At 67.1% G+C, this 24355-nt stretch carries 15 protein-coding genes and 5 pseudogenes; 8 read left to right on the forward strand and 12 right to left on the reverse strand.

Annotated elements, in window-relative coordinates:
* The first annotated feature begins 177 nt into the window (after positions 1-177).
* The 5 genes and pseudogenes from ABZT06_RS07065 (at position 178) to ABZT06_RS07085 (ending at position 3275) form a co-directional block, all read left to right on the forward strand.
* Positions 178-483 (forward strand): annotated as a pseudogene (locus ABZT06_RS07065) (dsRBD fold-containing protein).
* 168 nt (positions 484-651) lie between these two features.
* A complete protein-coding gene (locus ABZT06_RS07070; RefSeq protein ID WP_355736073.1) occupies positions 652-987 on the forward strand; it encodes an Hsp20/alpha crystallin family protein in 336 nt (111 codons plus the stop codon).
* Between the two features lie 77 nt (positions 988-1064).
* Positions 1065-1979 (forward strand): pyridoxamine 5'-phosphate oxidase family protein, encoded by a 915-nt coding sequence (locus ABZT06_RS07075; protein ID WP_355736076.1) that lies wholly within the window; start codon positions 1065-1067, stop codon positions 1977-1979.
* 93 nt (positions 1980-2072) lie between these two features.
* Positions 2073-2585 (forward strand): annotated as a pseudogene (locus tag ABZT06_RS07080) (hypothetical protein); the annotation flags it as partial.
* Positions 2586-2612: 27 nt separating this feature from the next.
* Positions 2613-3275 (forward strand): hypothetical protein, encoded by a 663-nt coding sequence (locus ABZT06_RS07085; RefSeq protein WP_355737026.1) that lies wholly within the window; start codon positions 2613-2615, stop codon positions 3273-3275.
* A 332-nt stretch (positions 3276-3607) separates the two neighbouring features.
* Here the strand turns inward: ABZT06_RS07085 and ABZT06_RS07090 are convergent, their stop codons facing one another.
* Positions 3608-4285 (reverse strand): hypothetical protein, encoded by a 678-nt coding sequence (locus tag ABZT06_RS07090; RefSeq protein ID WP_355736078.1) that lies wholly within the window; start codon positions 4283-4285, stop codon positions 3608-3610.
* A 1119-nt stretch (positions 4286-5404) separates the two neighbouring features.
* Entirely contained in the window at positions 5405-6499 is a 1095-nt protein-coding gene (locus tag ABZT06_RS07095; RefSeq protein WP_355736082.1) for a carboxypeptidase regulatory-like domain-containing protein, read from the reverse strand.
* Positions 6500-7453: 954 nt separating this feature from the next.
* On the opposite strand from ABZT06_RS07095, the gene ABZT06_RS07100 reads away from it, so the two are divergent.
* A complete protein-coding gene (locus ABZT06_RS07100; RefSeq protein WP_355736085.1) occupies positions 7454-8023 on the forward strand; it encodes a TetR family transcriptional regulator in 570 nt (189 codons plus the stop codon).
* 129 nt (positions 8024-8152) lie between these two features.
* Here the strand turns inward: ABZT06_RS07100 and ABZT06_RS07105 are convergent, their stop codons facing one another.
* The 6 genes and pseudogenes from ABZT06_RS07105 to ABZT06_RS07130 all read right to left on the reverse strand — a co-directional run bounded on the left by ABZT06_RS07105 (position 8153) and on the right by ABZT06_RS07130 (position 14270).
* On the reverse strand, positions 8153-8524 hold the full coding sequence (locus ABZT06_RS07105; protein WP_355737029.1) for a DUF3099 domain-containing protein: 372 nt from the start codon (positions 8522-8524) through the stop codon (positions 8153-8155).
* A gap of 196 nt (positions 8525-8720) precedes the next feature.
* Positions 8721-9418: pseudogene (locus ABZT06_RS07110) on the reverse strand (hypothetical protein).
* A complete protein-coding gene (locus ABZT06_RS07115) occupies positions 9379-11733 on the reverse strand; it encodes an FtsX-like permease family protein (protein WP_355736088.1) in 2355 nt (784 codons plus the stop codon). The pseudogene ABZT06_RS07110 and the gene ABZT06_RS07115 overlap by 40 nt, the downstream one beginning before the upstream one ends.
* Positions 11734-12736: 1003 nt before the next feature.
* Positions 12737-12991: pseudogene (locus tag ABZT06_RS07120) on the reverse strand (transposase); the annotation flags it as partial.
* A pseudogene (locus ABZT06_RS07125) lies at positions 12987-13847 on the reverse strand (N-acetylmuramoyl-L-alanine amidase); the annotation flags it as partial. The pseudogenes ABZT06_RS07125 and ABZT06_RS07120, both read right to left, overlap by 5 nt.
* 180 nt (positions 13848-14027) lie before the next feature.
* Complete coding sequence (locus ABZT06_RS07130) at positions 14028-14270, reverse strand: DUF5133 domain-containing protein (RefSeq protein ID WP_355736091.1); 243 nt, start codon at positions 14268-14270, stop codon at positions 14028-14030.
* Positions 14271-14646: 376 nt separating this feature from the next.
* Here ABZT06_RS07130 and ABZT06_RS07135 point away from each other — a divergent pair, with 376 nt between their 5' ends.
* Together ABZT06_RS07135 and ABZT06_RS07140 are read left to right on the forward strand one after the other, a co-directional pair.
* Positions 14647-15846, forward strand: coding sequence for a hypothetical protein (locus ABZT06_RS07135; RefSeq protein ID WP_355736094.1), 1200 nt, complete (start codon positions 14647-14649; stop codon positions 15844-15846).
* Between the two features lie 107 nt (positions 15847-15953).
* Positions 15954-18680, forward strand: a complete 2727-nt coding sequence (locus ABZT06_RS07140) for an AAA family ATPase (RefSeq protein WP_355736097.1) — start codon at positions 15954-15956, stop codon at positions 18678-18680.
* Between the two features lie 231 nt (positions 18681-18911).
* Here ABZT06_RS07140 and ABZT06_RS07145 read toward each other — a convergent pair whose 3' ends face one another.
* The 4 genes from ABZT06_RS07145 to ABZT06_RS07160 all read right to left on the reverse strand — a co-directional run bounded on the left by ABZT06_RS07145 (position 18912) and on the right by ABZT06_RS07160 (position 24332).
* Positions 18912-19625 carry a sigma-70 family RNA polymerase sigma factor gene (locus tag ABZT06_RS07145; protein ID WP_355736101.1) on the reverse strand — a complete coding sequence of 238 codons (714 nt, stop codon included), beginning with the start codon at positions 19623-19625 and terminating at the stop codon, positions 18912-18914.
* A gap of 206 nt (positions 19626-19831) precedes the next feature.
* Positions 19832-22603 carry an AAA family ATPase gene (locus tag ABZT06_RS07150; protein WP_355736104.1) on the reverse strand — a complete coding sequence of 924 codons (2772 nt, stop codon included), beginning with the start codon at positions 22601-22603 and terminating at the stop codon, positions 19832-19834.
* 349 nt (positions 22604-22952) lie between these two features.
* Positions 22953-23723: a DUF427 domain-containing protein gene (locus ABZT06_RS07155; RefSeq protein ID WP_355736107.1), complete on the reverse strand. Its 771-nt coding sequence runs from the start codon at positions 23721-23723 to the stop codon at positions 22953-22955.
* Positions 23724-23888: 165 nt separating this feature from the next.
* Positions 23889-24332, reverse strand: coding sequence for a cupin domain-containing protein (locus ABZT06_RS07160; protein WP_355736110.1), 444 nt, complete (start codon positions 24330-24332; stop codon positions 23889-23891).
* Positions 24333-24355: the final 23 nt, after the last annotated feature.

Consider the following 24355-nt stretch of genomic DNA (forward strand, 5'->3'; position numbering starts at 1 on the left):
TCCCCTCCAGGCTCCCCCCATAAGGTCCGCAGTGGCCACTCGGCGGACCTGGGAGCCGGAGGGCTCGCTCGTGGCGGGCACGTCCCACGACGATCGCGGTGCCGACCCGAACTTCCGGGTCCAGCCAGCCCGCCGCACCACGAAGCCACGCATCACCGGATCAGCGCCCACGAGGCCGTGGCGTGGCGGCTACCGACGGCCGAAGGCACGCTGGAAGACGGTGAAGGGACGGCGGCACGGAGTCTGCTGGAGGTGCCATGAGCGGTACGCACGGCCGGAGGGGCTGCCCGCCAACTGGCAGCGGGCCGGGCCATGAACGACCTGGCCGGGCAACTGCTGAAGACCGCCGAGCGCGACATCGAGGGCATGGGCGCGTCGCGGCCACACGGCCGGGGGGCGCCGGGTGGCCCACGTGACCGACGGCGGCACAGCGCCCCCGAGGCAGAAGTCAAGGAGGGATCAGCCATGACACATCCCGCGTAACACAGCAGAGGTGGGCTTCGGTCAGCCCTGCGGGAGCTTGAGGACCTGCGCCCAGGGTGGACCAACTCATGCACGCCGCCTTTCCCGTTGGCGGCTTCCCCGGGTTCGGCGTGGCCGAGCCATGGGCGCCCCTTGCTGACATCGAGGACACCAAGGAACGCCTACCTGGTGGAACTGGAGCTGCCCGGAGTGGCAAAGGACCAGATCACCGTGGAGGTCGCCGAAGGTGAACTCGACATCCACAGTGAGATCCGGGAGAAGGAACACACCGGGACGGTGCGCCGGCAGACCCCTCGCATCGGCCAGTTCGACTACCGCACGATTCTGCCGCCGAACTCCGACACCGAGCACATCAGCGCGGATCTGAACAACGGAGTCCTCACGGTGAAGGTCCCCAAGACCGAAAAGGGCAAGGCTTCAGCGCATCGAGATCACCGGCTGAGTCGGTCGACGGCCGTGCGGGAACGAGGCGGGGAGCAGCTTCCCCGAAGCGGGGCGGCCTGAGGCTGATCGGTACCGTGCGGCCGCCCGTCGCGCGTGGCACGTTGGATACAGCACCATTCTGAGGAGAGGGCGGCGTCATGAGAGCTCACCTCGGCGACCAACTCGTCATCGAACGCACGACGACCGGCGCCGCCAAGCGCGACGGCGAGATCGTCGGACTCCATCACGAGGACGGAACGCCCCCTTACGACGTGCGCTGGTCGGATACGGACGAAGTGACACTCGTGTTCCCCGGGCCCGACGCACACATCCGCCATCTCGAACCCGGCCGGCCCGTGGGCACCGATGCCCCTTCGGGCCCCGACACGGCCGAGGCGGAGGCCGTGCCGCCCAAAGCACCCGCACCCGGCCCCGGTGACATCGGCCGACGCGTGGCCGTCGAACGCCACAGGCAGCGGCTCAGCCGCGAGGAGACGGCCCGCCGCGCCGGAATATCCCCCGGTTACCTGGAGTACCTGGAGGAACGGCCTGGCGACCCGAGTCTGGCGACCCTCATCAGGCTGGCCGACGCGCTGGGCACCACCGTCACCACGCTACGCGGAGGCGGAATGGATCTGCCACCCGGCCAAGGACACGCGCTGCTGCATCCTCGGTTGCGGGACATCGGCCCGGAGGAATGCCGCACGTTGCTCTCCACCCACGGCGTGGGGCGCGTCGCGGTGACGGCCTCCGACGGCCGCCCGGCGGTCGTGCCGGTCAACTACGAGGTCGTCGATGACGCGATCGTCTTCCGGACCGCGCCGGACTCCACACCCGCGGCCGCCGTCGGATCCGAGGTCGCCTTCGAGGTCGATCACATGGACGAGGCCCTGAGTCAGGGCTGGAGCGTCCTCGTTGTCGGCCCCGCGAGCGTTGTGACGGATCCTGACACCGTGCGCAGGCTCACCGATCACGCCCACACCACGCCATGGCCGGGCGGTGAACGCGCGATGTGGGTGTCGATCCGGCCCGCACACCTCACTGGCCGCCGCATCACTCCAGCCGATGGATGACCAGGCAGCGCCAGCCACTGAAGAGCGCTCCTGTCCCGACGGCTCTCGAAGGGTGTTCCGATGAGCCAGCCGGCACCGTCCGACGACCGAGGCATGTCCCAGGTCCTTGGGGAGCGCGCCGGGTGGTTCGTCGTGCCGTACGTCTCCAGCGTCGTCGCGACCCGGCGCACCGCAACTCTCCTGGACCACCGGCACTCCCTGGATCTGCGCCGCGCCACGCTCACCCGGTTCTTCCGCCCCCGGGACGAGAGAGCGGGCGTGGTCGCTGTCGAACAGACCCGCCTGGTGCACATGGGTGATCCTCATCTGGCCGCGCTGCGCACGGTCTTCACGGCCGAGGACTGGTCGGGAGAGGTCGAATCGAGTCCTGCCTCGACGGCGAGGTGACCAACGGCAATGTGCACCGTTACCGCGCCCTCGACCACCACCAGCTGACCAAGGTGCGGACCGGGACGCGGGGCCCCGACACGGTCTGGCTGAGCCTGCCTGACCAGCACCTCCGACATCAGTGTCGCCATGGCCGCGCGGACCGTCGTCACCGACCGACCTCCGACGTCGTCGGACCTCCGCCCAGCCCGTCACCGTGCCGCTCACCGCCTGGTGATCCCACTCGCTCCCGGCCGTCCCGTCGCCGTGGACAAGACCGTGGCGCTGCACACCTCACGCGACACGGCGATCAGCGATCCGCTCGGGGCGGCGGTCGACCGAGTGACGGCGGCGGCTGACTTCGCGGGCTTGCTGAACTCCCACGTCGCGGTCTGGGAACGCTTGTGGCGGCGCGCGAAGATCCAGGTGCCCGGCCAGTCCGGGCGCGTCCTGCGCTTCCACCTCTTCCACCTCCTCCATCCACCTCCTCCAGACGCTGTCACCGCACACCGCGGACCTGGACGTGGGCGACCCCGCCCGGGGGCTGCACGGGAGGCGTACCGGGGCCACGTCTTCTGGGACGAGCTGTTCGTCCTGCCGTACCTCAACCTGCACTTCCCTGATGTCTCACGGGCTCTACTGAACTACCGGTACCGACGCCTCCCGTGGGCCTGCGAAGCCGACGCCGCGATCGACCGGAGCGGGGTCATGTTCCCCTGGCAGAGCGGCAGCGACGGCCGTGAGGAAGACCCAGGAGTGGCATCTCAACCGCCGCTCGGGGCGCTGGCTGCCGGACCACACAAGATCCCTCGGCTGCCGGTGACCGACAATCATCGCCTCGCCGGCATGATCAGCGAGGCGGACCTCGCACGCCACATGCCCGAGGACCAGTCGGGCCATTTCGTCGATGTCGTCTGCGACACCTCCTGACCGACAGGTCATTCCCCGGCGAATCTTCGTCGAACTTCGGTTCAGAAGGCCGTGATGGGACGTCTCGACGAGCAAGTGGCGATCGTCACCGGTGGAGCAAGACGGATCTGCGCCGCCGTGGCACGTCTGTTCGCCACGCACGGCGCGGCTGTGACGGTCGCCGATGTCCTCATTCGTCCCGGACGGCGGCGTCACCGCCGGCCCACCGACCACTCTGACGCCCGACCGCTGAGGGGGCTGCAGCTCTAGGTCGCCGACCTGTAAGGCGCTGCGAGCGCGGCGGCGGTTCCATGAAGATCATCTCTCGAGGTGGGAACACTCCCGTGGCCGGCCTATTCGGATTGCAGTTCGCGAACCCGGGTACGGAATGTGCGCCAGCGCCTCTCGTTCTCATGCACAAGCGTCGCTGACTCCGCCATCAGGTCGGCTGCCCGGTCGAACAGCTCAGAAGCCGAATAGAGGTAGGAAGGAGCCTTCCGCTCGCCTCGCAGGTCGGCCCGGAGCGCCGCCGGAGAGAAGTCGACCCGGGCCAGCAGGTCGAGAGCGCGGCGCAGCAGCCGCGCAACCAGAGCCTGCAGACCCGCCGACTGCCAGTCATTGGCGATGATCCGGTGCCGTTCCCCCAACAGGTCGGCAAGCGCCGGGTAGGTGGCCAGGCTTCCCGCGATCTCCCACGCCTGCTCCATCGCCTGGGCCAGCCAGGCACCACCCTGCTCGGTGTCTTCGGCAATCATGCCGACTTCCCTCTTCAGCCTCCGGAGTTCTGCGGGCTCCTCCTCCCCTTCCATGAAGAGGATGCCCGACTCCGCTACAAGACCTGGAGCATTCAGGTCCTCCGTGCCTGCGAACGCGATCGCCGACGTCTGTTCACCGGCCTCGACGTCGCTCCACCGATCGGCCAGTGACTTCAGCGCCCGAGATCGCGCCTGAAGCTCTGCGGCCTGCCGCAGTGGGGCCTGTGAGTAGTACTTCTCATGCTCTCGGTGGAACCGCGCGAGGTTCTCGATCACCTGTAGCAGTGAGTCTGGAGGGGTGTACTGCGCCTGGTCCTCGGGTATGCCAGCAGTTTGCACCACCTCCCACGCATAGTCGCCGAGGCCCGCCCATCATCACCCACACCCGGATGGCGCTCCAGGCCATCGAGGACACCAAGGTGGTCTTCGCGTGTACGGTCCGACTGCCGAAGCACTGGAACTGCACGCACAGCAGCCCATGTGCTCCTGGAACATCAAGGCCCTCTGTCTCGGGTGCCTCGACGAGCCCACGCCGTTGATCAACGCGCTTCAGGTCTTCTTCACCTACGCGGCGGACGAGATCGACAAGAGCCAGACGCCCGACCCGGCCGGTGTGGCCGGCCCGATTCCGCTCAACATGCCGCGCGTGGATGTGCACAAGCGGCTGCGCACCGCCGAGAAGTACATCGATCTCGCGATCGAGCACGAGAAGGCAGGCGCACGCTCAGTGCGCAGCACGCGCTGCACCAGGTGCTCCCGGAGTCGTCCCGGACGCGGACGGTACACAGGAGGAGGCCGCGCGCCTCGCCCGCACCGTGCTCGCTGGTGGTACGGCTGCCTCGGAACTGGGGCTCGCCACCGGGCTCGGGACGTCGACCCGGCCCCGGGCCTGGGGAGACTGACCCCATGCCCATCGTCACAATGCATGTGACCAGGATTGGTAGTTGGCACCAGGGGATGTTCGTGACCTGCACTGATGCCAACTAGGTTCAGCAGCCGGATGCCCGCAATCAGAGAGATAGTTGGCACTTTGGTACATCGCAGGTCACGGGGCGTTTCGCTGGGAGCAAGGCCCACGTGCCTTGGGTCGATCGACGGAGAAGTTCCTGACCCCGGACCAGGCCACATGCAGCGCCAGATTGACGACCCCTGAGAGGGGGCGCGAGTTCGTCCAACGCTTTTGGGAGGCGGCTGCGGTAGCGACCTCACAGTATGCGTCCGGTGCAGGAGGCTTTTCCGTCTCCGACGTCCTGCATGAGGTGACCTTTCTGGAAGCCGCGCGAGTCCGAGGACAAGCGGGCTTCGGCTCAGGTAGCCAGGCAGAAGCGCATCTCGGGCTCACCGCTGTCGCGCGGTCGGGTCGTCGGCCTCACCATCTGCCGGGAGATGGCCGTACTACTGATACGGCATCTCATCGGACGGGGCACTTCCGCGATACATACCGCCGCCGAATGGAGTGCCGCCGAGTCGACCGCGCAGGACGAAGTCAGCTTGCGCGGCTACGCCGGACTGGAGCAGCTTTTGGTCCACTACCGGTGTTTGGCCGGAAGACGAGATCACAACGCTGATGTACCCCTCTGGCAGCCCGGTCACGGCGTACTCTCCCTCCGCGTTTGTCATAGTCCGAACCAACTGCCGACCGCGCGTGTCAATGACAGTTACTGCGGCATGGCGCACGGGTCGCTGCTGGGCGTTGCGGACGGTGCCGAAAAGCATGGGCACCGACTCGCCGAAGTGGTGATGGTGGTGGACCGGGAGCGCAGTGGGCGTGGGCGTCTCCACGGAGGGGTCCTCTACCGGTGGCTCCTCGATATTTTCCTCGGTGTCCAAGACCTGTTGCGCAAACTGGCGGTGATGCCGCCAGGCATCGAGGCCCAACAGAGCCAGGCCTGCCGTGATCCATGCGCAGAGTACGAGGATCGGCCTGAGTACCCCGGCACCGTTGAAGTACAGGAATCCTCGCAACGCGTCCACTGCGTTCCCCAGCGGCATGACGTCGTGCAGGTACTGGAAGAACGTCGGCAGCATCGCGACGGGTGCGACACCACTGCTGGGAACGCTGAGCACGATGAATAGGCCCATGCCCACTGCGGGGAAGAGCTGTTTGGTGAAGGGCGCAACGCCGGAGGAGAATGTGGCCACCGCTGTGGTGAGCAAGAAGGCGACCACCATGGTTGAGGGGTCGTCGGGAAGATAGCCCAGTCCCACTCCGGCCAGGAAGCCCACGGGGCTGAGGAGGGCGGAAAGGCCCATCACTGTCAGCAGTTTCCGGCGCCGGTTGAAGGTCACCGCTCGCAGCAGCGTAGTCGCGAGTATGTAGCCAGGAATGCTCCAGGCGACTCCGAAGTAGACCAGGGTGGTGCCCATCTGGTCTTTTGCCACAGTGGGTGCTACGTCCTCGACTTGCAGCTTGACGCGGTCATGTGCAGCAACTGTGCTGAAGTCCTTGATGAGAGCCTGCTCGAGTGACACTCCGTTGGCCTTGGCCACGTAGAGCACACCGTGTGTGCGCCCGGGGACGTAACCCGCCACGGCATTGCGGTCGAGTACTGCTCGGCGGGCTTCCTGGCGACCGGCCACGGTGGTGACGTCGAACCCGCCGGGATGCTGTCGCCGCAGAACTGCCTCGCTCCCGGAGTCCGGTGCGCTGTGAGCAACTACGACTTTCGCATTGTGGGGCTGAGGCGCGTGCAGAGCTGGTGCCAAACAGAAGAGCAGGCCAAGGAAGAGGGTCGTGGGGAACCACAAGGCTTCGGCCAAAGTCCTGGCCGGGTGAACTTCCTGAGAGAGCTTGATCCCGTGTCTCACAGATTCACGCCCCGGACGCATCGATGAATGCCGTACTTGCAAGACTCATTACCGAACGGATGCGGGGTGCTGCCTTGGCCGCGCCGCCCGTGGCGACTGACCAGTCCGGCGCGGCCCCCAGCGTGCACTTGTGCACCGGGCCTTCTCAAACCGAGCGAGGGTTCAGGCGGCATGCGGACCCCATGCTTTGCGGTCCTCTGCGGTTGAGCCACCTCCATGGCGCCATCTCCGTTCCTCGCACACTGTCGCCATTGCACACGTTCGTTACTGTACCGATCGGAACATCTATACCTCGTGGAGCCTACGCGTACCGATCGGTACAGTCAAAACGCACCTAGACCCGCCAGCGTCGAAAGCCGAACCGCTGGCGCAGATCATTGGCCACCTTCAGCAGTTCGGCTCGGCTCACGCAGATGCAGCTGAGCCCGCCCGCCGAGATCCTCGGCACCACCAAACGCCGCCTGCGCGCCGGGCGGTGGCCGTGACGATAGTGCCCTGATCAGCCGGGACACCGACACTCCTCACGACCGCGGCACCCGCCCCTCTGTACTCGCTGACGCAATCGCCTGATCAACGTACCGACTGGAACGTCAACACTGTGCGACCCTATGCGTACCGACCGGTACAGTCCGGGGCATGCCCCGACCAGTCAATGTCGAAAAGCGCGCCGAGTTGCTGCGGGAAGTGGTGGCGCACCTTCAAGATCACGGACTCGCGCAGATGTCGCTGAGCCCGCTCGCCGAATCCATCGGCACCACCAAACGCATGCTTCTGTACTACTTCGGCAGTCGTGAGAATCTACTGGCGCAGGCACTGAACGCCAACCGCCCCGATGCCCGTGCGATGTTCGACGACGTCCACGACACCGCAGGCCTGCGTCGGGCCGCCCGCACGTTGTGGGAGGCGATGACCGTCGGGGAGCAGTCCGGACCAATTCGCATGCTCTTGCAGCTGTTGAGCCTGGCCGTCACGGACCCGCAGCAGTACGGCGAGCTGGCCGCCGACACCGTTGAGGTGGTGATCGGGCCGATCGCCGACGCGTACGTCCGGCTGGGCCACCCACCGGAGCAGGCACGAGCCGCAGCCACGCTGCTCGTTTCGGGCCTGCGCGGATTGTGCCAGGATCGCCTGGTGACCCACGACGTCGTCCGCACCGACGCGGCAGCCGATCGTCTCATCGACGGAGCCACCTCAGCGCCTGGCTGACCCACGGCGCTGATCACCCACCGCTCCCGAAACTCGTCTCCCGTCGGAAGCGGGTAAAGGCAGACGCCGGCATGCCGACATGCCGACGTGGACGCCATGAGTGCCGCGGCGGGTGCAGCTCAGTGCGCATCATTCGGCTCGCGAGGTCGTGCCCGACCCGGTGGCCATGTCTTCGGGGGCCGCCGCCGCGGAACCCTCGTGCCGCGGCGGAGCGATCACGAGACGGGACGGTGCGGCGACGAACCACGCCTGGGGTGCCGGGGCTTTCTCGCGGCCCCCGTTGGCGATGACGACGGCGATGCAGGGCAGGCCGATACCAAGGACCAGCGCGACAAGCGCAACGGACCGTTCGACGTTCCACAGAGTGGCAGCCAGGATCACCGACACCGTACGCACCGACATGGCGATGACGTAGCGTCGCTGCCGGGCGCGGACGTCCTCGTCCAGCCCCTTCCGCGCCGCGGTGATCCGGAAGACCTGGACGTTGTTCTGCTTGCTGATCACACTTCATCGCCTGCCTGTCTTTGCACTTCCTGGTCACTGGGGGTCCCGTGCTGCGCACGGTGCCGAAAGGCCGACGCGCAGCCGCGACTACCTGAGACCCGGCACGCTTCAACCCTCGTCTCACGCAGGAGAACGTCGTCGACGAAGAAAGTGCCGATACGGAGGCACCTCATCGAGACGGTCGAGCGCATAGCTATGGGTTGAGCTTGCTGTCGACGAGGACATACCTGCTGTACGTATTGACAGCATCGCCGCCGCATCTGTGACAGCAGTCCCCTCGAAGGTCCTCGTCACATGCCAACGCGCTGTGTGGTCGGCGTGATGTCAAGGTGAAGAGAGTCGTGGTCACCACGGGGCGGGCCGGGTTGACCGAACTCGCCGTCCCCTCCGCGATGGGCAGCAAAGACAGGAGTTGCAGGTTGGTGTGGCTCTCCGTGCCCGGTACTGCTGTATAGACCACGAGCCGCTGCGACTGCTCTGGGTCCACGAGCGTCTGGCAGTGCAGTTCAAGCGCCCCGACCTGTGAGTGCAGAAAGCGTTTGGAGGCGCAGTGGGGCCCAGGAAGACGTGCTCGTGCCACAGTGCGACGAATTCGGGGCTCTCCTGCTTGAGTGCGTCGACGAGCTTCGCGGCACGGGACTTCTCGCCATGGTGTGTGTAGGCACCATGGAGGTCCGCTGCTATCAGACGGCTCTGCGCGGCGTGGTCGCTCTCGGGATGTACGAGCCGGGAGGCCGGGTCGGTGAACCGGCGGTGGTGGGCGCTGCGCGCCAAGCCCGTGTAGGCGGTCTCGTCTCCCAGCAGCGCGACCGCGGGCCGCGTTTGGCTCGGCCACGCTCCGGGACGACCGCTCACTCGTGTCGGAGGCCCTCCGGCCGCGTCGACCGCCACAGTGTGGGAAGGGTCAACAGGGTCACGCCGACGGCGGCGGTCACGCCGATCCCGGCCATGGCCGGCAGGGTGCTCCAGTCGTAGACCAGGGGTTTGCCGATGAGACCGAGCAGTGCGCCGCCGAGGAGCGTCCCGACCAGCTCCGCGACGAGCAGCCCCAGCGCGACGGGCAGTGCGGTCTGCCAGAGGACGGATGCGCCGAGCGTACGCCGCCCGGTACCGACGGCGGCCAGCACGGCAATGATGCGTGCACGGTCTCGGAGTTGTTCCAGCGCGCCGAGCAGCATGCTCGCGGCGATCAGCATCAGGACGGCCGTCACCCCGGCCAGCAAGGCCCGCTTGATCCCGTCGAGGGCCGGATTGCCCTGAGGCTGTCCGGGGAAGTCGACAGTGAAGGAAGGGCCCAGCCGGGCGGCCGCGGTACGGATGCGGTCCTGCACGTCCCTGCTTGCGGCCGTGTAGGTGAGGTCGACCGTGCTGACAGCATGTGCGAGCGCGTTCGGCCCTGCTGCCCTGGGGGTGGCGAGCAGCATGCTCTCGGGGAAGTCGACTGCTGGATCGGCGCTCTTTGCGTGAGTGGTGGCGGTGATGCGCGGTACCTTCCATTCGGGGCCGTCAGCGCCGATGCGCAGCCTCATGCCCGCCTTCCACGTGGTCATGTCGTCCGCTCCGTGCGGCCCGGCCGGAGTGACGAGGAAGGCGTCCCCGTCGGAACAGGCGGGCACCACGGCCAGTCGGCGCAACCCGGCGCAGTCGGCTATGCGGACCGTCTGCGGGAACGCGCCGTCGGGCGTACTCACCGACAACTCCCCAAAACCGACGGCCTGCCGCACACCGGGAGTCGAGGCGAACACCGGGGCGTACCGCTCCTCGCCCCCCTTCCCGTCATCAAGGCGGGCGAAACCGATGTGTGTGCGGGGCGAGGAGGAACCGCCCGCCGCCTGTGGGGTGTGGTCCGCAGATTGCTGGGTGATCCCGGTGAAGAGGGTCTGCAGCGCCACGGCACCGGCCACGGCGACCGCGATCCCGTTGACCGAGCGGGTGGCAGCCTCGCCGTGCAACTGCATCCTCCGTACCGCCAGTTGCCAGGACAGCGGACCGAAGCCGCCGATCAGCCCGGTGAGGCGTTCCACGATCCAAGGCAGCACGGCGGTGACCCCGACGAGCAGCGCGAGCATGCCGGTGATCACCTGCACGACGGTGGTGACGTCCTGCAGGTCGGGTGCGTTACGCACGGACGTCCGCAGCAGGACCAGTCCCAGCAGGGGAAGCGCGATACGCCACCACAGGCGCCGGGTGGTCCCGCCGGACCTGCGGACGACTCCGAGGGGCTCCACGGCCACCTTGTTCATCGCCATCCGCGTGACGACGAGGGAGAGTGCCAGGACGGCGACGACCGTGAGGGCCGCCAGTAGAGGCTGTGGAGTGAGATCCTCGGTGAAGACGCCCAGCCCCTGTACCTCCACCAGCCCGACGAACTGACGACCCGCCATGAACAGGATCGCGCCCAGCACGATACCGGCCAGTGTGCTGAGCAGCGTCTCGCCCGCGGCGATGCCGGCCGTCATCCGACGGTCCGCGCCGACCAGCCGCAGGGCGGCCAGCCGCCGGTCCCGGTGCTCACCGCCGAACCGGACGGCCGCGGCGATGAAGACGCCGACCGGGGCGAGCAGCACGACGATCCCCGCGATGCTGAGCAGGGCGAGTTCGGGGGAGAGGGGCTTCTTCGGGTAGACCTTCCCGAAGTGGTCCAGTCGCCGCGTGCCCGCGACGCCGTTCACCATGTGATCTCCGCCCAGGTAGAAGACGTACTCGCCGGGGTCGAGCAGGCCCGGGTCGCCTACCTCGCCCACGACGGTGTGGGCGAGGCGCTCGCGCAGCAGCTCGCTGCCCGGTGCGGCCAGCAGCTTGTGCAGTGCTGGTGACACGACCATCTCTCCGGGGCGTGGATAACGCCGGAGTCCGGGCGGAAGCGGTGTGCCGGACCCCTCCGGCTGCACCATGCGCCCACGGATCTTCTTGTCCCTGAACACGGTGTCGATATCACTGATCAGCACAGTGCCCGCCGAGGGTTTGATGGTGCGGTCGTCGAGGTTGACGTCGATGCGGTGGTGAATGCGCTCGTCCCGGTCGTGCCTGGCGGTGGGTACCGACGCGGCGAGCAACAGCACGGCGACTCCGAGCCCGACCCCGACGGCCGTGAGGGTGGTGCGGATCTTGCCCTCGCGGCCACCGGTCAGGGCGAGCCGGGCACCGAGGCCGAGCGCGCGAAGCGCTCCGAAACGCCGTCCACCGCCCGGCACTCTCGCGGTCACGACATGGCGCTCATCTTGCGGAGCTGGGCTCACTGTCTTCCTCTCGTACGGGCGCGGGGCGCCGTCCGTACAGCCCGGCGGCTAGGGGGGAGGGGTGCCGATCACAATCGGCCGTACAGAAGGGGGCGGCATGGCGTGGAACCCGCCAGCTGGCACGCCGCACTATACACCGTAGGTATAGTCGGCGCATACTTGTACCGCAGCAACCATGGTGCACCGTGTCACAACGTCATGCGGTGGTAACCGGTCACCGGCGCGGAGCGTACGGATGGTCGCCCGCTGGATCAGGGGCGCGAGCGGAGCGGTTCCCGCCGCTGAGCCGTGGGGAGGCCGGCTCCGCTGCGGGCGTCGCCGCTGGCGGGTTCGAGCGCCGTGTGCTCCCCGGCGACGCGGGGATTCACGCGGCGCGGTAACAGACCCCGGCCCGCGCGGCGGATCCGGGACGTGCCGGCCAGGCGGTCGAGAGTGCTGCGCACGGCGTTGATGCTGCCGCTGTCCGTGGCACGGCCGAGCGCCTCGGCGACATCGCGTGCCCGGACGTCGGTGTCACCGGCTCCGGCGAAGTAATCCAGGATCTGCTCGGTGAGTTTGCCGTACTTCTGCTGACCGCGCGCCTCGTCGGAGGCCGTGGCCTCGTCGACGGGAGCCGTCGTGGCCGGCTCCCGTCGCGCTCCACGCGGGTGGCGCCGCCGGTCTCGTGTGTGCCCGTGGCGCCGACGGCTACGGGCGGTGCCGACCCGGCGGCGGACATGAGGGTCTGCAGCGCACCCAGGGCCCGCTGGGCTGAGCCGAGGTGTGCCTTGACCGCGGCCAACTCCCGTTCAAGGGACTGCTTCTGGACCTCCAGCCGAGCCAGGTCCTCCTGGAGGCTCTCGGCGGTGACCTCGATCTCATGCGCAGCGTGGGTTACAGACACCATGTGTTCCTCTCGCCCCTCAACCCCGTGGTCGCGCCCGTGTCCCGGGCCACGACATGTCATTCGGCTCGCTACCGGCGCCACGCAACCGGCGGCGTGCTGGTGGGCCCTGACGACGGTGGAGTCGACCGACACGGTCCAGCCGATGTCGTCCACGGCATCGGCTGCCGCGAGGACGGCGGCGAGGATCTTCTCCGACGTGCCGTCGACGGCCCACCTGATCAGCCGTTTGTGAGCGGTCTGGAACGAGCCGAGCTCCTCCGGGAGGTCCCGCCAGGGCGAGTTGGTGCGGTACTTCCACGCGATGGCCTCGAGCGTGCGGCGGTGGTCAGCCCACCGCCGCCGACTGGGTGGCGACGTAGGCCTGGCCCTCCGGGACCGAGTACATGCTCAACGGTGCTTGCGTCGACGCGCCCAGGCCGGCGGGGTACTCGGACTTGTCCGGGTAGCTGGATCCGTAGACGGCCACGGGTGTGGTGCCTGCGGGCTCAATGATCTTCACGTCGTAGACGGGCCGGGTGTTCTTGCCCGCCGGGTTGTGGAACCAGACCTTGGCACCGCTGTACCAGACGGCAGTCCAGTCGCCCTGAACCTCGGCGAGGACGAACTGCTGGCCGGCCTGTGCGGTGCTGCCCCAGTCGTTGATTCGATTCGTGCCGGCAGCGGTCCCGTGGATCGCCTGGTCACCGAAGAGAGGTGCCTCCGCGTCGGGAGCGGTGCGCAGGTACACGAAGTTCGACGCCTGCTGCTTGTCTGTGCAGGATGTCGTGGCGCCCGTCGGATCGTCGGACGGGCAGACCTGGACCGTCTGCACATTGTCGTCGAAGGGCGGGTCGATGGATACGACCGAGCCCTCGGACGCGACGCTGTGCAGTCCGCTGATGGGACGGCCGAGCAGGCGCATGAAGTGGTCCCAGTCCCACCCGTTGCCCGGGTCCCAGTGCATGCCGGACACCAGCGAGGAGTTCGGCCCAGCAACGTTGTCATGGCCCAGAATGTGCTGGCGGTTCAGGGGGATGTCGAAACGGCCCGCCAGGTATGTCACGAGGTCAGCCGTGGCCTGATACTGCGCCTCGGTGTACCAGGTCGCGCCCTGCACGGCGTATCCCTCATGCTCGATACCGACGGAGTGCAGGTTTGTGGAGTAGTTGCCCGCGTGAAAGGCGATGTTCTTCGTGGGCACCATCTGCGTCACCGCGCAGTCGAAGAAGCCGCCGCCGGCGGTCGAGCAGCCCAATCGCTGGAACGGTCCGGAGGCGCGGATGTCAACATGACAGGCCAGTCAGGCAAGTTGTGACACCGATGCTACGGATCGGAACGCCTTGCGGTGCCGGGACTTCGACCCGCCGACCCAGCAGCACAGATGACCGGCCACCCCTCAACGATCGGGCCAGTCGGGACGATCACTTCCCCTCCGGCGGGTGCTGTACTGCTCCAGCAGTGTGTCCGCCGCGACCAGCGCCTGCTCGGCGGTACGCACTCCGGTCATGACACACAGCGTGTACTTCGCATCCTCCAGAGCCCGGCTGGTCCGGCCAGTGGGACAGACGTCGTACTCGATCCGCGCTTGCGCGAACCGGGCGAGCGCAATGCGCACTTCCTTCTCCACAGGAACGATCACTGCGGTTCCCTCTCCCTCTTGCAGCACAAACCTTCAGGCGCCCTTATTCCTCCGGCATGTTGACCAACCGCACGCCAACTGCCCCAACAGAGGGCGCAAAAATGGAGCCTGCCTTCACACGCACTGATTCGGCGAGACTGCGGCTTCACTTGGCCGCCCTCACACAAGGACCACCCAGAGCACCTATCTGTGACACCACGGCGGGAGGAACGAACTTTCACGCGCTGGCCGCTCGCCAACACAGTGTCACACCTGGGACAGGCACTCGGTCTCTATGGTCGGGCTGCCCCGGTCGGAGCTCAAAGTCCCTTCCTGACTACGGATTTACTGTGGCACGACCGATACTCGACGACAGAGACACACGGAACAACATCTCATGGTGCGTTTCATGGATAAATCAAAGGTCCAATCCAGGCGCGGAACTTTCGCGAGACGCATCTGGTTCCAGAGGCTGCCCGACCAGCCGACGATAACGACCCCCTACCTCCGGCACTCCGAAGCCTTCCTCAACGCCGAACGTGCACGCCTTGCCGCCCAGCCGGGTCTTGGATTTGCCGGGCTACTGGTAGTCGTTCCACTGGCCGCACTGCTCGCCTTCGGACCGGACGGCGCCGAGAGCGCAGTGGTCATCCTCTCGCCACTGATGACGTTCGCACTGCCGGTTCTCTCCATGGTCGCGTTCTGGTGGGAGGACTGGCCGGGTTCGACCCTGCGCCCTGGTTGGTCGGCCCTTGTGGACACGCTTCTCATTGCAGCGGCGGGTGTGGCCCTGGCGGCCGTCGGCCAGATGATCGTGGGCCATTTCGACGTGTCCGGTCTCTTCGACTCCACCCCGGAACTCGGCAGCGCACCGTTGTACCCCGCCGCAATACCGCTGGGACTCACGGTCTTCACCGCGATGTTGCAGCTCACCCTCGTGTGCGAGGGCTGGCCGTTCAAGCGACTGCCCAGGCTGGTCGCGGGTTTCGCAGCGCTAGCACTCTCCTGGGGGCTGGCTCTCCTCGTGCAGTACACGGCGTACAAATTTCACGCGCCGGCGGGCTCCGGCCTGATCAGTCAGGATGGTCCCTTCTCGCACGAGGACCTCAGTGCCGTGTTCGCACTGTGCGGGGCGTGGCAGGTTTGGTTCTTCATCGTTTGGCGTGGCTGGCCGTTGAACAGACTCGACCGGCGATGGCTTCGGATCACTCTGGGGAATCTGCTCGTGTTCGCCGGCACGGCGTTCAGCTTCGCACTGCTCGACGGTTTGTTCGGCGTGGCGGCACGTACCATCCTTGCCACCGTTACCAGTTTCAGCGCGGCCGGGCTGCTGGTGGCCATGCTCTTCGAGGGAGCCTTCCGATCCGGGATGTCCTCGGCGTGGGAGCGGGCGACGACTCTCTTTGTCTCGGTATTTGTGGGTGCCGGGCTCTTCGGCGGGCTGATCACCTATGCGGGCACGCTCACCTGGACAACCTCGAGCGCCGAGGGATGGGTGTCGCATGTCTGCGTGAACGCCCTGGGCGCGGGCGTGCTTTTGCATGTGGGTGTCAGCCGCCGTTGGCCTCTGAAGGGTACGACTGCGCCTGTGCAGTGACCGGCTGCACAGAACCGCAGCTCACCGTGACATCATCGTTTCGGCCTTGATCGACTACGGTGTTGTTATGCTCCCGTACGGGGGTCAAGGTGAGCGGACAGGGTCGTATGCAACTGCGCGGTCGGCACCGCGAGTGCAATGCGCTTGAAGAGCTGGCGTCGAAAGTCGAGGCCGGACAGAGCTCAGCTCTTGTCCTACGCGGTGAGGCCGGCATAGGAAAGTCCGCTCTGCTCGATCATCTGGCCGGGCACGTCGCCGGATACCGCGTCGCCCGCAGTGCGGGTGCCGAGTCGGAGATGGAACTGCCGTTCGCAGGCCTGCACCAGTTGTGCGCGCCGTTCCTCGGTCACGCCGACTCCCTTCCGCTCCCGCAGCGAGAAGCGCTGACCACGGCGTTCGGGGTCAGCACCGGCCCACCACCGGACCGGTTCCTGGTCGGTCTCGCCGTGCTCGGACTGCTGACCGAGGTGGCCGCCGAAAAGCCGCTGTTCTGCCTGGTGGACGACGCGCAGTGGCTCGACCGGGTATCCGCACAGACTCTGGCCTTCGTGACACGGCGAATGCTCGCCGAACCCCTCGTACTGGTGTTCGCCACACGTGAACTGAAGGCACGCGACGAGTTCGCCGGACTGCCTGAACTGACGATCGACGGCCTCGACAACAGCGACGCCCGCGCGCTTCTGGCTTCGGAGGCCGGCGGTCCCTTGGACGAACGAGTCCGCGACCGAATCCTGTCAGAAGCCCGCGGCAACCCCCTCGCACTTCTGGAACTTCCGCACAACCCGGAAGAGACCGAACCCACTGACGGATTCGGCCTCCCTAACCCCGGACCGGTGACCGGCCGTATCGAGCGGAGCTACCTCGAGCGGGTCCGCTCCCTCCCGCCCGCAACGCAGCGACTGCTGCTGGCAGCCGCCGCCGAACCGATCGGCGACGTGACACTCCTCAGACGCGCAGCGGCGCTCCTGGACATCGATCCTGAAGCGGCAGGCCCGGCAGTGGCAGCGGGGCTGTTCGACATCGGTGCTCTGGTGCGTTTCAAGCATCCGCTTCTGCGCTCGGCAATCTACCGGTCGGCCGAACTCGCGGAGCTGCGAGAGATCCACCGCGTCCTGGCAGCGGTGACCGACCCCGGCCACGATCCCGACCGTCGTGCGTGGCACCTGGCACGATCAACGGTGCGGCCCGACGAGGAGATCGCCGCCGAACTGGAGTCATCCGCCGCGCGGGCGCAGGCGCGCGGCGGCACCGCCGCAGCCGCGGCGTTTCTCGCACACGCGGCTGTATTGACTCCGCAGCCACAACGGAAAGCGACGCGTGCCCTCGCGGCAGCGCAGGCGAAGCTTCGGGCCGGTGCACCAGCCGCGGCGCGTGATCTGCTGTCCCTCGCCGAGAGCGGGGTCCTGGACGAGATCGGTCGCGCTCGCGTGCACCTCACCCACGCTCAGATCGCCTTCGTCGGCAGCCGCGGCGCCGAAGCGCTCCCCCTCCTGCTGGCCGCCGCGCAGCGCTTGGTCCCGATCGACGTCGACCTGGCTCGCGAGACGTTTCTGGACACCGTGTCAGCGGCCATGTTCGCAGGGCGCCTCGCTGTCGGGGCTACGGTGCGAGAGGTGGCGGAAGCAGCGCACAGGACGTCACCGTCCGGCACACGGCTGTCACGCAATGCCGACCTTCTCATGGACGCCTTGGCCCCCCGGTTCACCAGTGGGTACCGTGCCGCCGTCGCCGGCGCGCGTGACGCGGTGACCGGGCTCCGTCAGGAGACCGAGCCCGAGCAGGTCCTGCGCTGGTCATGGTTGGGCGGCGCCCTCGCTGCCGATATGTGGGACGACGAAGGTTGGACTGAGCTGGCGACACGCCACGTGCAGACCACCCGCACCGTCGGCGCGCTGACAGAGTTGCCCCTCGCGCTCCACTCACGGTCAGTCGTCCACACGTTCGCCGGTGAACTGGACGCGGCGGAACTACTCATCGCAGAGAGCCTCAGTGTCCAGGAGGCCGCCGGCGGCAACAGCTTCACGCCCTACGGAACGATTACCCTCGCCGCCTGGCAAGGAAGGGAACGCGAGGCCGTAACGCTTATCAGGGCCAGCCAGGACGAGGCCCTCAATCGCGGTGAAGGCGCCGGCCTGTCCGTCGGCCATCGGGCCGCAGCAGTGCTCTACAACGGTTTGGGCCGATACGAGGAGGCATTCGACTCCGCCCGTCAGGCGAGCGCGCACCCGCAGGATGTCGCGGTATACAACTGGGGATTGACTGAACTGGTGGAGGCCGCAGTTCGCAGTGGTCACCGTGAGGCGGCCGAGGCCGCACTGGCCGAACTGACCCGGGCCACCGAAGCCGCGGCCACGGACTGGGCCTTGGGGGTTCAGGCACGCTCGCAGGCTCTGCTCGGCCAGGAGGACTCTGCCGAAGAGCTCTACCGCGAGGCTATCGAGCGACTCGGACGTACTCGGGTCAGGACGGATCTGGCACGGGCACACCTGGTGTACGGCGAATGGCTGCGCCGGCAGAACCGCCGCGTCGACGCCCGCGAGCAACTTCGCGCGGCGCACACCCTCTTCAGTCAGTTCGGCGCCGGCGCGTTCGCCGAGCGCTCTATCCGTGAACTACGGGCCGCCGGCGAGACCGTGACCCGGCGGACCGGTGCCGCCGCGGCGACGCTGACCCCCCAGGAAGCGCAGATCGCGCAGCTGGCCCGTGCGGGGCTCACCAACACCGAGATCGGCGCACAGCTGTTCCTCAGCCCGCACACCGTGGAATGGCACCTGCGCAAGGTGTACGCGAAACTCAACATCACTTCTCGCCGGCTCCTGCCCAGGGCGCTCTGACCGATTGACGGACCGCCCCAGGGGCCACGGGGTGACCACGGAGACACCTACGGCCTGTCAAGGGCGCGACCAGGTACCTCTCTGCGTGAACCTGATGTCAACCCCCCTTCAAGGGGGAAATCGCTGACTCAGTCCGGTCGACACTGCAAACGCCCCGGGTCTCTAAGAAAAGGGACGGTAATCAATCCATGGGGTAGACCAGAAACGGCGCCGATGAGTCCGACCACGTTCTTACGCCGCCCGCGCCCCGGCCAGCCTCGCGGCTCGAACTGTCGGGCCGGTCTCCGACAGGAGGACCCGCTCCAGGCGGTCCAGGTCGCCTCCCTGTGCCGCCGCGAGGAAGGCCTGCACAACACGGCGATGGCTGATGGAGTCCACCGGTTGCCGGTGACGCTTCGCACCCAGTCGCCGTTGTGCGCGAGTGACCTGCTGCCTGGCGTTGGCGACGCTGAGATGCAGAAGGCCGGCAATCCGCTCGTACGGATAACCGAACCCCTCCCGGAGGACGAACGCTGTGCGCTGCGGAGGTGTCAACGTCTCCAGAAGCAGCGAGACCGCTCGCTCCACGGTGTCTTGCTGCTCGGCTGCTGATTCCGGGCTGGGGCCCGGGTCCAACGCCTCCGGAAGCCAAGGGGTGGCACTGCGTTCCCGGCGTCTGTAAGCCGATTGAACCGAGTTGATCGCCAACCTGACGGTGATCGTCCGCAACAGCGCCTGAGGAGATCGTACGGACGTTCGATCGGTGCGCTGCAGTCGCAGCCATACCTCCTGGACCACCTCTTCGGCCTCGTTCTCGTTGTCGAGGATGCGATGGGCGATCTTGAGGAGTGCCGGCCGATTCCGCAGGTATATGGACGCCGCATCCTCCAGATCGTCAATGGTCGAGGGCGATGCGTGGCCCCCGTCCATCGGCAAGCGTCTGGCTTCGAGCAGGTACCTGTCCATGGTCGGATCCTCCGCTGGGTGGGTCAGCAACCTGGAAATTCGAGCTGCGACCAACCTCGCGCCGACACGGCGTAGCCCGCGCCTTCAACACTCCGTGGGACCCCGTGGGGGACTGCGTAGTGATGCCGTGGTGGGTCCGTGGCCACCCCGCTCGGCCTGGGCTTGGACAGGCCCCACGCCGAGCGCGGGCGACGTGTCGAACACGGTCAACGTGTGGCCGTCAGACCTTCCGGCCGCACCGAAGAGATCTCTTTGCGGGAGGAGATACCCAATTTCGCGAACACCTTGCGCAAATGCCAATCGACCGTATGAGGACTGAGGAACAGTCGGGCGCCTATCTCCGGGTTGGTGAAACCCTCCTTGGCAAGCCGCGCGATCTCGACTTCTTTTGGCGTGAGGATCGCCGCCGCGACTGAGGCTCGTTTGCGCACCTTCGCTCCCGCAGCCTGGAGCTCACGTCGTGCGCGCTCCGCGAATGCCTCGGCGCCCGCCTCGCTGAGCATCTCGTGCGCTTCGCTCAACCGTTCACGAGCGTCCGCCGATCGGCCTTCACTTCGCAGCCATTCACCGTACCTGAGTCGGGCGCGGGCGCTGTCCATCCGGGTCTGCGTCCTGTCGAGCAGCTCGATGGCTTCTCGGTGCAGATCCTCGGCTGCCCCTCCGTCGCTCACCAGGGCACGGGTAGCGGCCGAAATACCGAGTGCCCAGGTGGTTTTGCTGGCCTGGGCCATCTCTTCGATCATCCGCTGGGCTTCGGCCGCCCTGGTTGTTCGCCCCAACCGTACGGCGGCTTCGACGAATTCCACCCTGGACTGGAGGGACAAGCCGAGTTCCTGCGGGTTCTCGCATCCACGTTCTGCGCACGCGTAGGCCTCTTCGTATCGCCCAAGGCCGTTGTAGAGCACCGCCAAGGCCCATTGCGTGGCTGTCGTCACCTTCCCCTCGTCCTGCAGGAGACGGTCTTGCGTGAGCGCTTCGATCGCCTGATGGGTCGTGGACTCCCGCCCCTTGAAAGGTTCCAGAACCAGTGCGCCGTAGTGCGCGAAGAAAGTGCTGCCCGTCGCCTCACCGATCGCGTTCGCCTCCGCGACAAGGGAATCGGCGCCCCGCAGGTCGCCGGCGAATGCCCGATTCGACAGACGGAGCAGGAGGGATGACGGCAGAAAAGCGAGAGCTCCTGTGTCGCGGCCCATGTCGACCAGCCGGGCGGAGAGCTCGGACCAAGCATCGAAGTCCCACGTCGTGTGTGCCATACGGCACACGAGCGGGAGCCACCCAAGACCGTCCTCCGGCGCGACCTCATCAGTGCGGAAGGCGGCCACAGCCTCCATGAGAACCGGCGCACCAGCGGCGTAACCTTCGGTGATCACCCGTGCGACACCCTGCAAGAGGAGATCCTCGCGGGTCGGGGGGTGAGTCAAGGAGGGTGCGCTCAGCACCGCTTCTGCAACGTCGCGGACGCCCCCCGCGGCCAGTCGGCCTGCGGTCAATGCCGCGTAGAGGGCGTCCCGGTAGGTCTCACGAGCGAGCTTGGCGTCGAATGACTGGAGCCGCTCGGCAGCTTTGAGCAGCAGCGGTAGTCCGGCACTGGCACTTTGGGAGACGGAGATGATCTGCCCGCGGAGCAGCATGGCTTGCGCGGACCTGACGTCGTCGAGGCGGCTCAGTTCCGCCGCGTCGACCAGTTCCCGCGCAACGTCGAAAGCGCCTGCTCGATACTGGGCCTGCGCCGCAGCCAACGCCCGAGGCCCCCAGCGTGCGGGGTCCGAGGTCAGTTCGGTGGCTCGCTGGAGGAAAGCTGCCGCCGTGGCGATTCCGCCGCGCAGTTGCGCACGCCCGGCCGATCTCTCCAATTCGGCGGCCACGGCTTCGTCCGGCCCCGCCGTCGCGCTCGCCAGGTGCCAGACACGGCGTTCCGGATCGAATTGCGCGTCGATCGAGTCCGCCAGGGCCTTGTGGACCCGTCGCCGTTGTTCGAAGTCGGCGGCGCGATACGCAGCAGACCGAACCAACGGGTGTCGGAAGCGAACCCACGTACCGAATGAGATGAGTCCGGACGTTTCGGCGCTGGCCTCGGCAGTGCTCACAGCGATTCCGAGACGTTCAGCAGCCCGCCGCAGCAAGGCCACATCACCGACCGGTTCTGCAGCGGCGACGAGCAGCAGTTGTCGCGTTTCCGCCGGGAGCGACTGGACGCGACGGAGGAAACCGTTCTCGATCTGGCTGGACAGTGGGCGGCGCTCGAGCCTTGCGAGCCCTCCTGCCAATTCGACTGCGGTCAGGCCCCTCGGCAGTTCCAGAAGTGCCAGCGGATTGCCGCGCGTTTCGGCCACGATGCGGTCCCGCACGCGCCGGTCGAGCGGGCCGGTGATCACCGATGCGAGGAGCCTGCGGGAATCACTGTCGCTCAACCCGCGCACGTGAAGCTCTCGCAGGTCGGTGAAAGCCTCGCGAGGGCCGGACTCACGGACGGCGAGAACGAGCAGAACCGATTCGGCAAGCAGCCGACGAGCGACGAACTCCAGCGTCTGGGCCGACACGCGGTCCAGCCATTGCGCGTCATCCACGAGACAGACGAGCGGCTCGTCACCAGTAGCGCCGGCAAGCAGACTGAGAGTGGCCAACCCCACCAGAAAACGATCAGGCGCGTCACCGGCCCGCATCCCGAAAGCCGCGCGCAGCGCGTTCTGCTGCGGTTCGGGGAGATCATCGAGGTGGGACAGCAGTGGAGCGCAGAGTTGGTGCAGTCCAGCGTAGGAGAGCTCCATTTCGGACTGGACGCCGGTTGCCCGGACGACGCGGCACCCGACGGCACGCTCGATCAAGTAGTTCAGCAGTTCGGTCTTCCCGATGCCTGCCTCACCCCGCACGACCAGGACCCCGCTCTGCCCGGCCCTGGCTTCTGCCAAGAGGTGGTCGAGATATCGGCACTCGTTCCGGCGCCCGACGAGCCCGGCCCGCGCTCCGTCTCTCCCCATGGCAGCCTCCCGGCTGTCACCATACCCTCGGCCTCGTGTACACGCTGTCTCAAAATCTATCCCTACTCACACGACAGGACCACGAGTGTTCGCGAGCCGTATCCATCAGCCCTGGGCCTGGAGCCCACTGCTTCGATCGGCTCGCCTCCTCTGTCAGCAGTGCACGCCGGAACGTAGGGCGCGCAGCGAGCGAGGGCGCGATCTGGGTGCTTCCGAGCCGCGGCCGGCGGGAGGCCGGCGGTCGACTACCGACCCCTGCGTCTCCCGAGAACTCGGCAAGGCCGCAGAACAGCATCCGCGGCCCTGCGGCCGCCCTCCGCCACAAGAGCCGAAACCAGAACACTACTGGTCAGCCGTGAGTGGACCTCGGCAGTAGGACACCATCGACGTACAGGTCGACATGCTCGTTGTAGAACGCAGTCAGCCCCGCGATGCGGTTGGCGTGAATGGTCGGAAAGTCGTAGCCCCAGGCGATGTCCTCATGGGAGGCTCTGTCGCTGCCGGAGGACCAGTAACTGCTCGTCGTCCCCTTGTAGGGACATCGGGTCACGGTGTCTGAATGCCGCAGTCGGGTCCAGTCGACGCAGTTGCGATCAAGGTAGTAACGGGTGGGGAGGCCCGTTTCGAACAGTTTCACACAATTGGGGGCCTCCGCCAGCACCACACCATCCAGCTCCACCCGAACGCTGCTGGTGGAACGCAGGGCGTCCACACGGGAGTAGGGGCTCCTGGGATGAACGAAGACGGGCTCGTCTTCCTCGAACCACGCGTCCAGGGCCTCCCACTCGAAGCGTACGGTGTCATGCAAGGGCCCCGGGGCGCCCTCGCCCCAGAGCCAGGCCGCGCCTGCGCGCACGTGAGGGCCTACCCGCAGAGTGTGTCGGTGCGCCGGTCCGGCACCGAGCTGTTCCGTGTGGTCGTCGTCTTGGAGAACACCGTCCACAAGGTCCTCGATCGGGATGCTGAACTGAGGGTAGGCCTGCCATTCCCACACGTACAGGGCGCGGCGGGTGTCGAAGGCGACGCGGCCACCGATCGTGCCGCGGATACGGCGGGGCACGGGCTCGACGTGCCCGATCGGAACGATCAGGCTTGGATGCATAACACTCTCGGTTGCCATAGTGATCACCTTGATTGATTCGCTGGCTGTGCGCCCTCCGGAGAAAGGGCCACACATCCACTCAGTTGATGCTCTGGGGTGGGCCTGGTGGCGCGTCACCAGGTTGTTGTCACATGGTGTCCCCAGCTCGATGCAATCTGCTGGGTCACGTTTGCGGAGTCGAGGTCAGGCGGTGGGTCGCGGGGCGCGGAGGTGGGCGCGCTGCTTGAGTTCCTCTTCGTCGACGAGTTCGAGCATGGGCTTGCCCGGCGCGCACATCATGGTGACCACGAACTCGGTCGTCTCGTCCACCAGGGCGTTGCCGTCCTGGTAATGGATCGCGTCACCGCCCGGCTCCCAGAACGTGCCGCCCGCCTCGACGACCCGCTCCGGCTCCCCCTCCAGCTCGAAACGGACCGCACCCTTGGTGACGTACCCGAACGCCGGACCGGAGTGACGATGCGGCGGAGTGCCCGGGTCCCCAGGCTCCCAGTGCACATGAATGGTCATGGCCGAGGCACCCTCGGGAACGGTGATCGGCGCGGCGTCCTGAAGCAGCGTCGCCGCCCTGGTCCAACTCGGGCCGTCCTCGCCGCCGTCCCCATGACCGTGATGCGCATTCTCCGACACTGAGAAACACCCTCCAGTATGTC

The organism is Streptomyces sp. NPDC005483 (genome assembly GCF_040606035.1).
Taxonomy (GTDB): domain Bacteria; phylum Actinomycetota; class Actinomycetes; order Streptomycetales; family Streptomycetaceae; genus Streptomyces.

Coding starts and splice junctions, on each gene's coding strand:
- ABZT06_RS07075 (WP_355736076.1), top strand. CDS start 1,065: ATGAGAGCTCACCTCGGCGACCAACTCGTCATCGAACGCACGACGACC.
- ABZT06_RS07100 (WP_355736085.1), top strand. CDS start 7,454: ATGCCCCGACCAGTCAATGTCGAAAAGCGCGCCGAGTTGCTGCGGGAA.
- ABZT06_RS07135 (WP_355736094.1), top strand. CDS start 14,647: ATGGTGCGTTTCATGGATAAATCAAAGGTCCAATCCAGGCGCGGAACT.
- ABZT06_RS07140 (WP_355736097.1), top strand. CDS start 15,954: ATGCAACTGCGCGGTCGGCACCGCGAGTGCAATGCGCTTGAAGAGCTG.
- ABZT06_RS07145 (WP_355736101.1), bottom strand. CDS start 19,625: ATGGACAGGTACCTGCTCGAAGCCAGACGCTTGCCGATGGACGGGGGC.
- ABZT06_RS07150 (WP_355736104.1), bottom strand. CDS start 22,603: ATGGGGAGAGACGGAGCGCGGGCCGGGCTCGTCGGGCGCCGGAACGAG.
- ABZT06_RS07155 (WP_355736107.1), bottom strand. CDS start 23,723: ATGGCAACCGAGAGTGTTATGCATCCAAGCCTGATCGTTCCGATCGGG.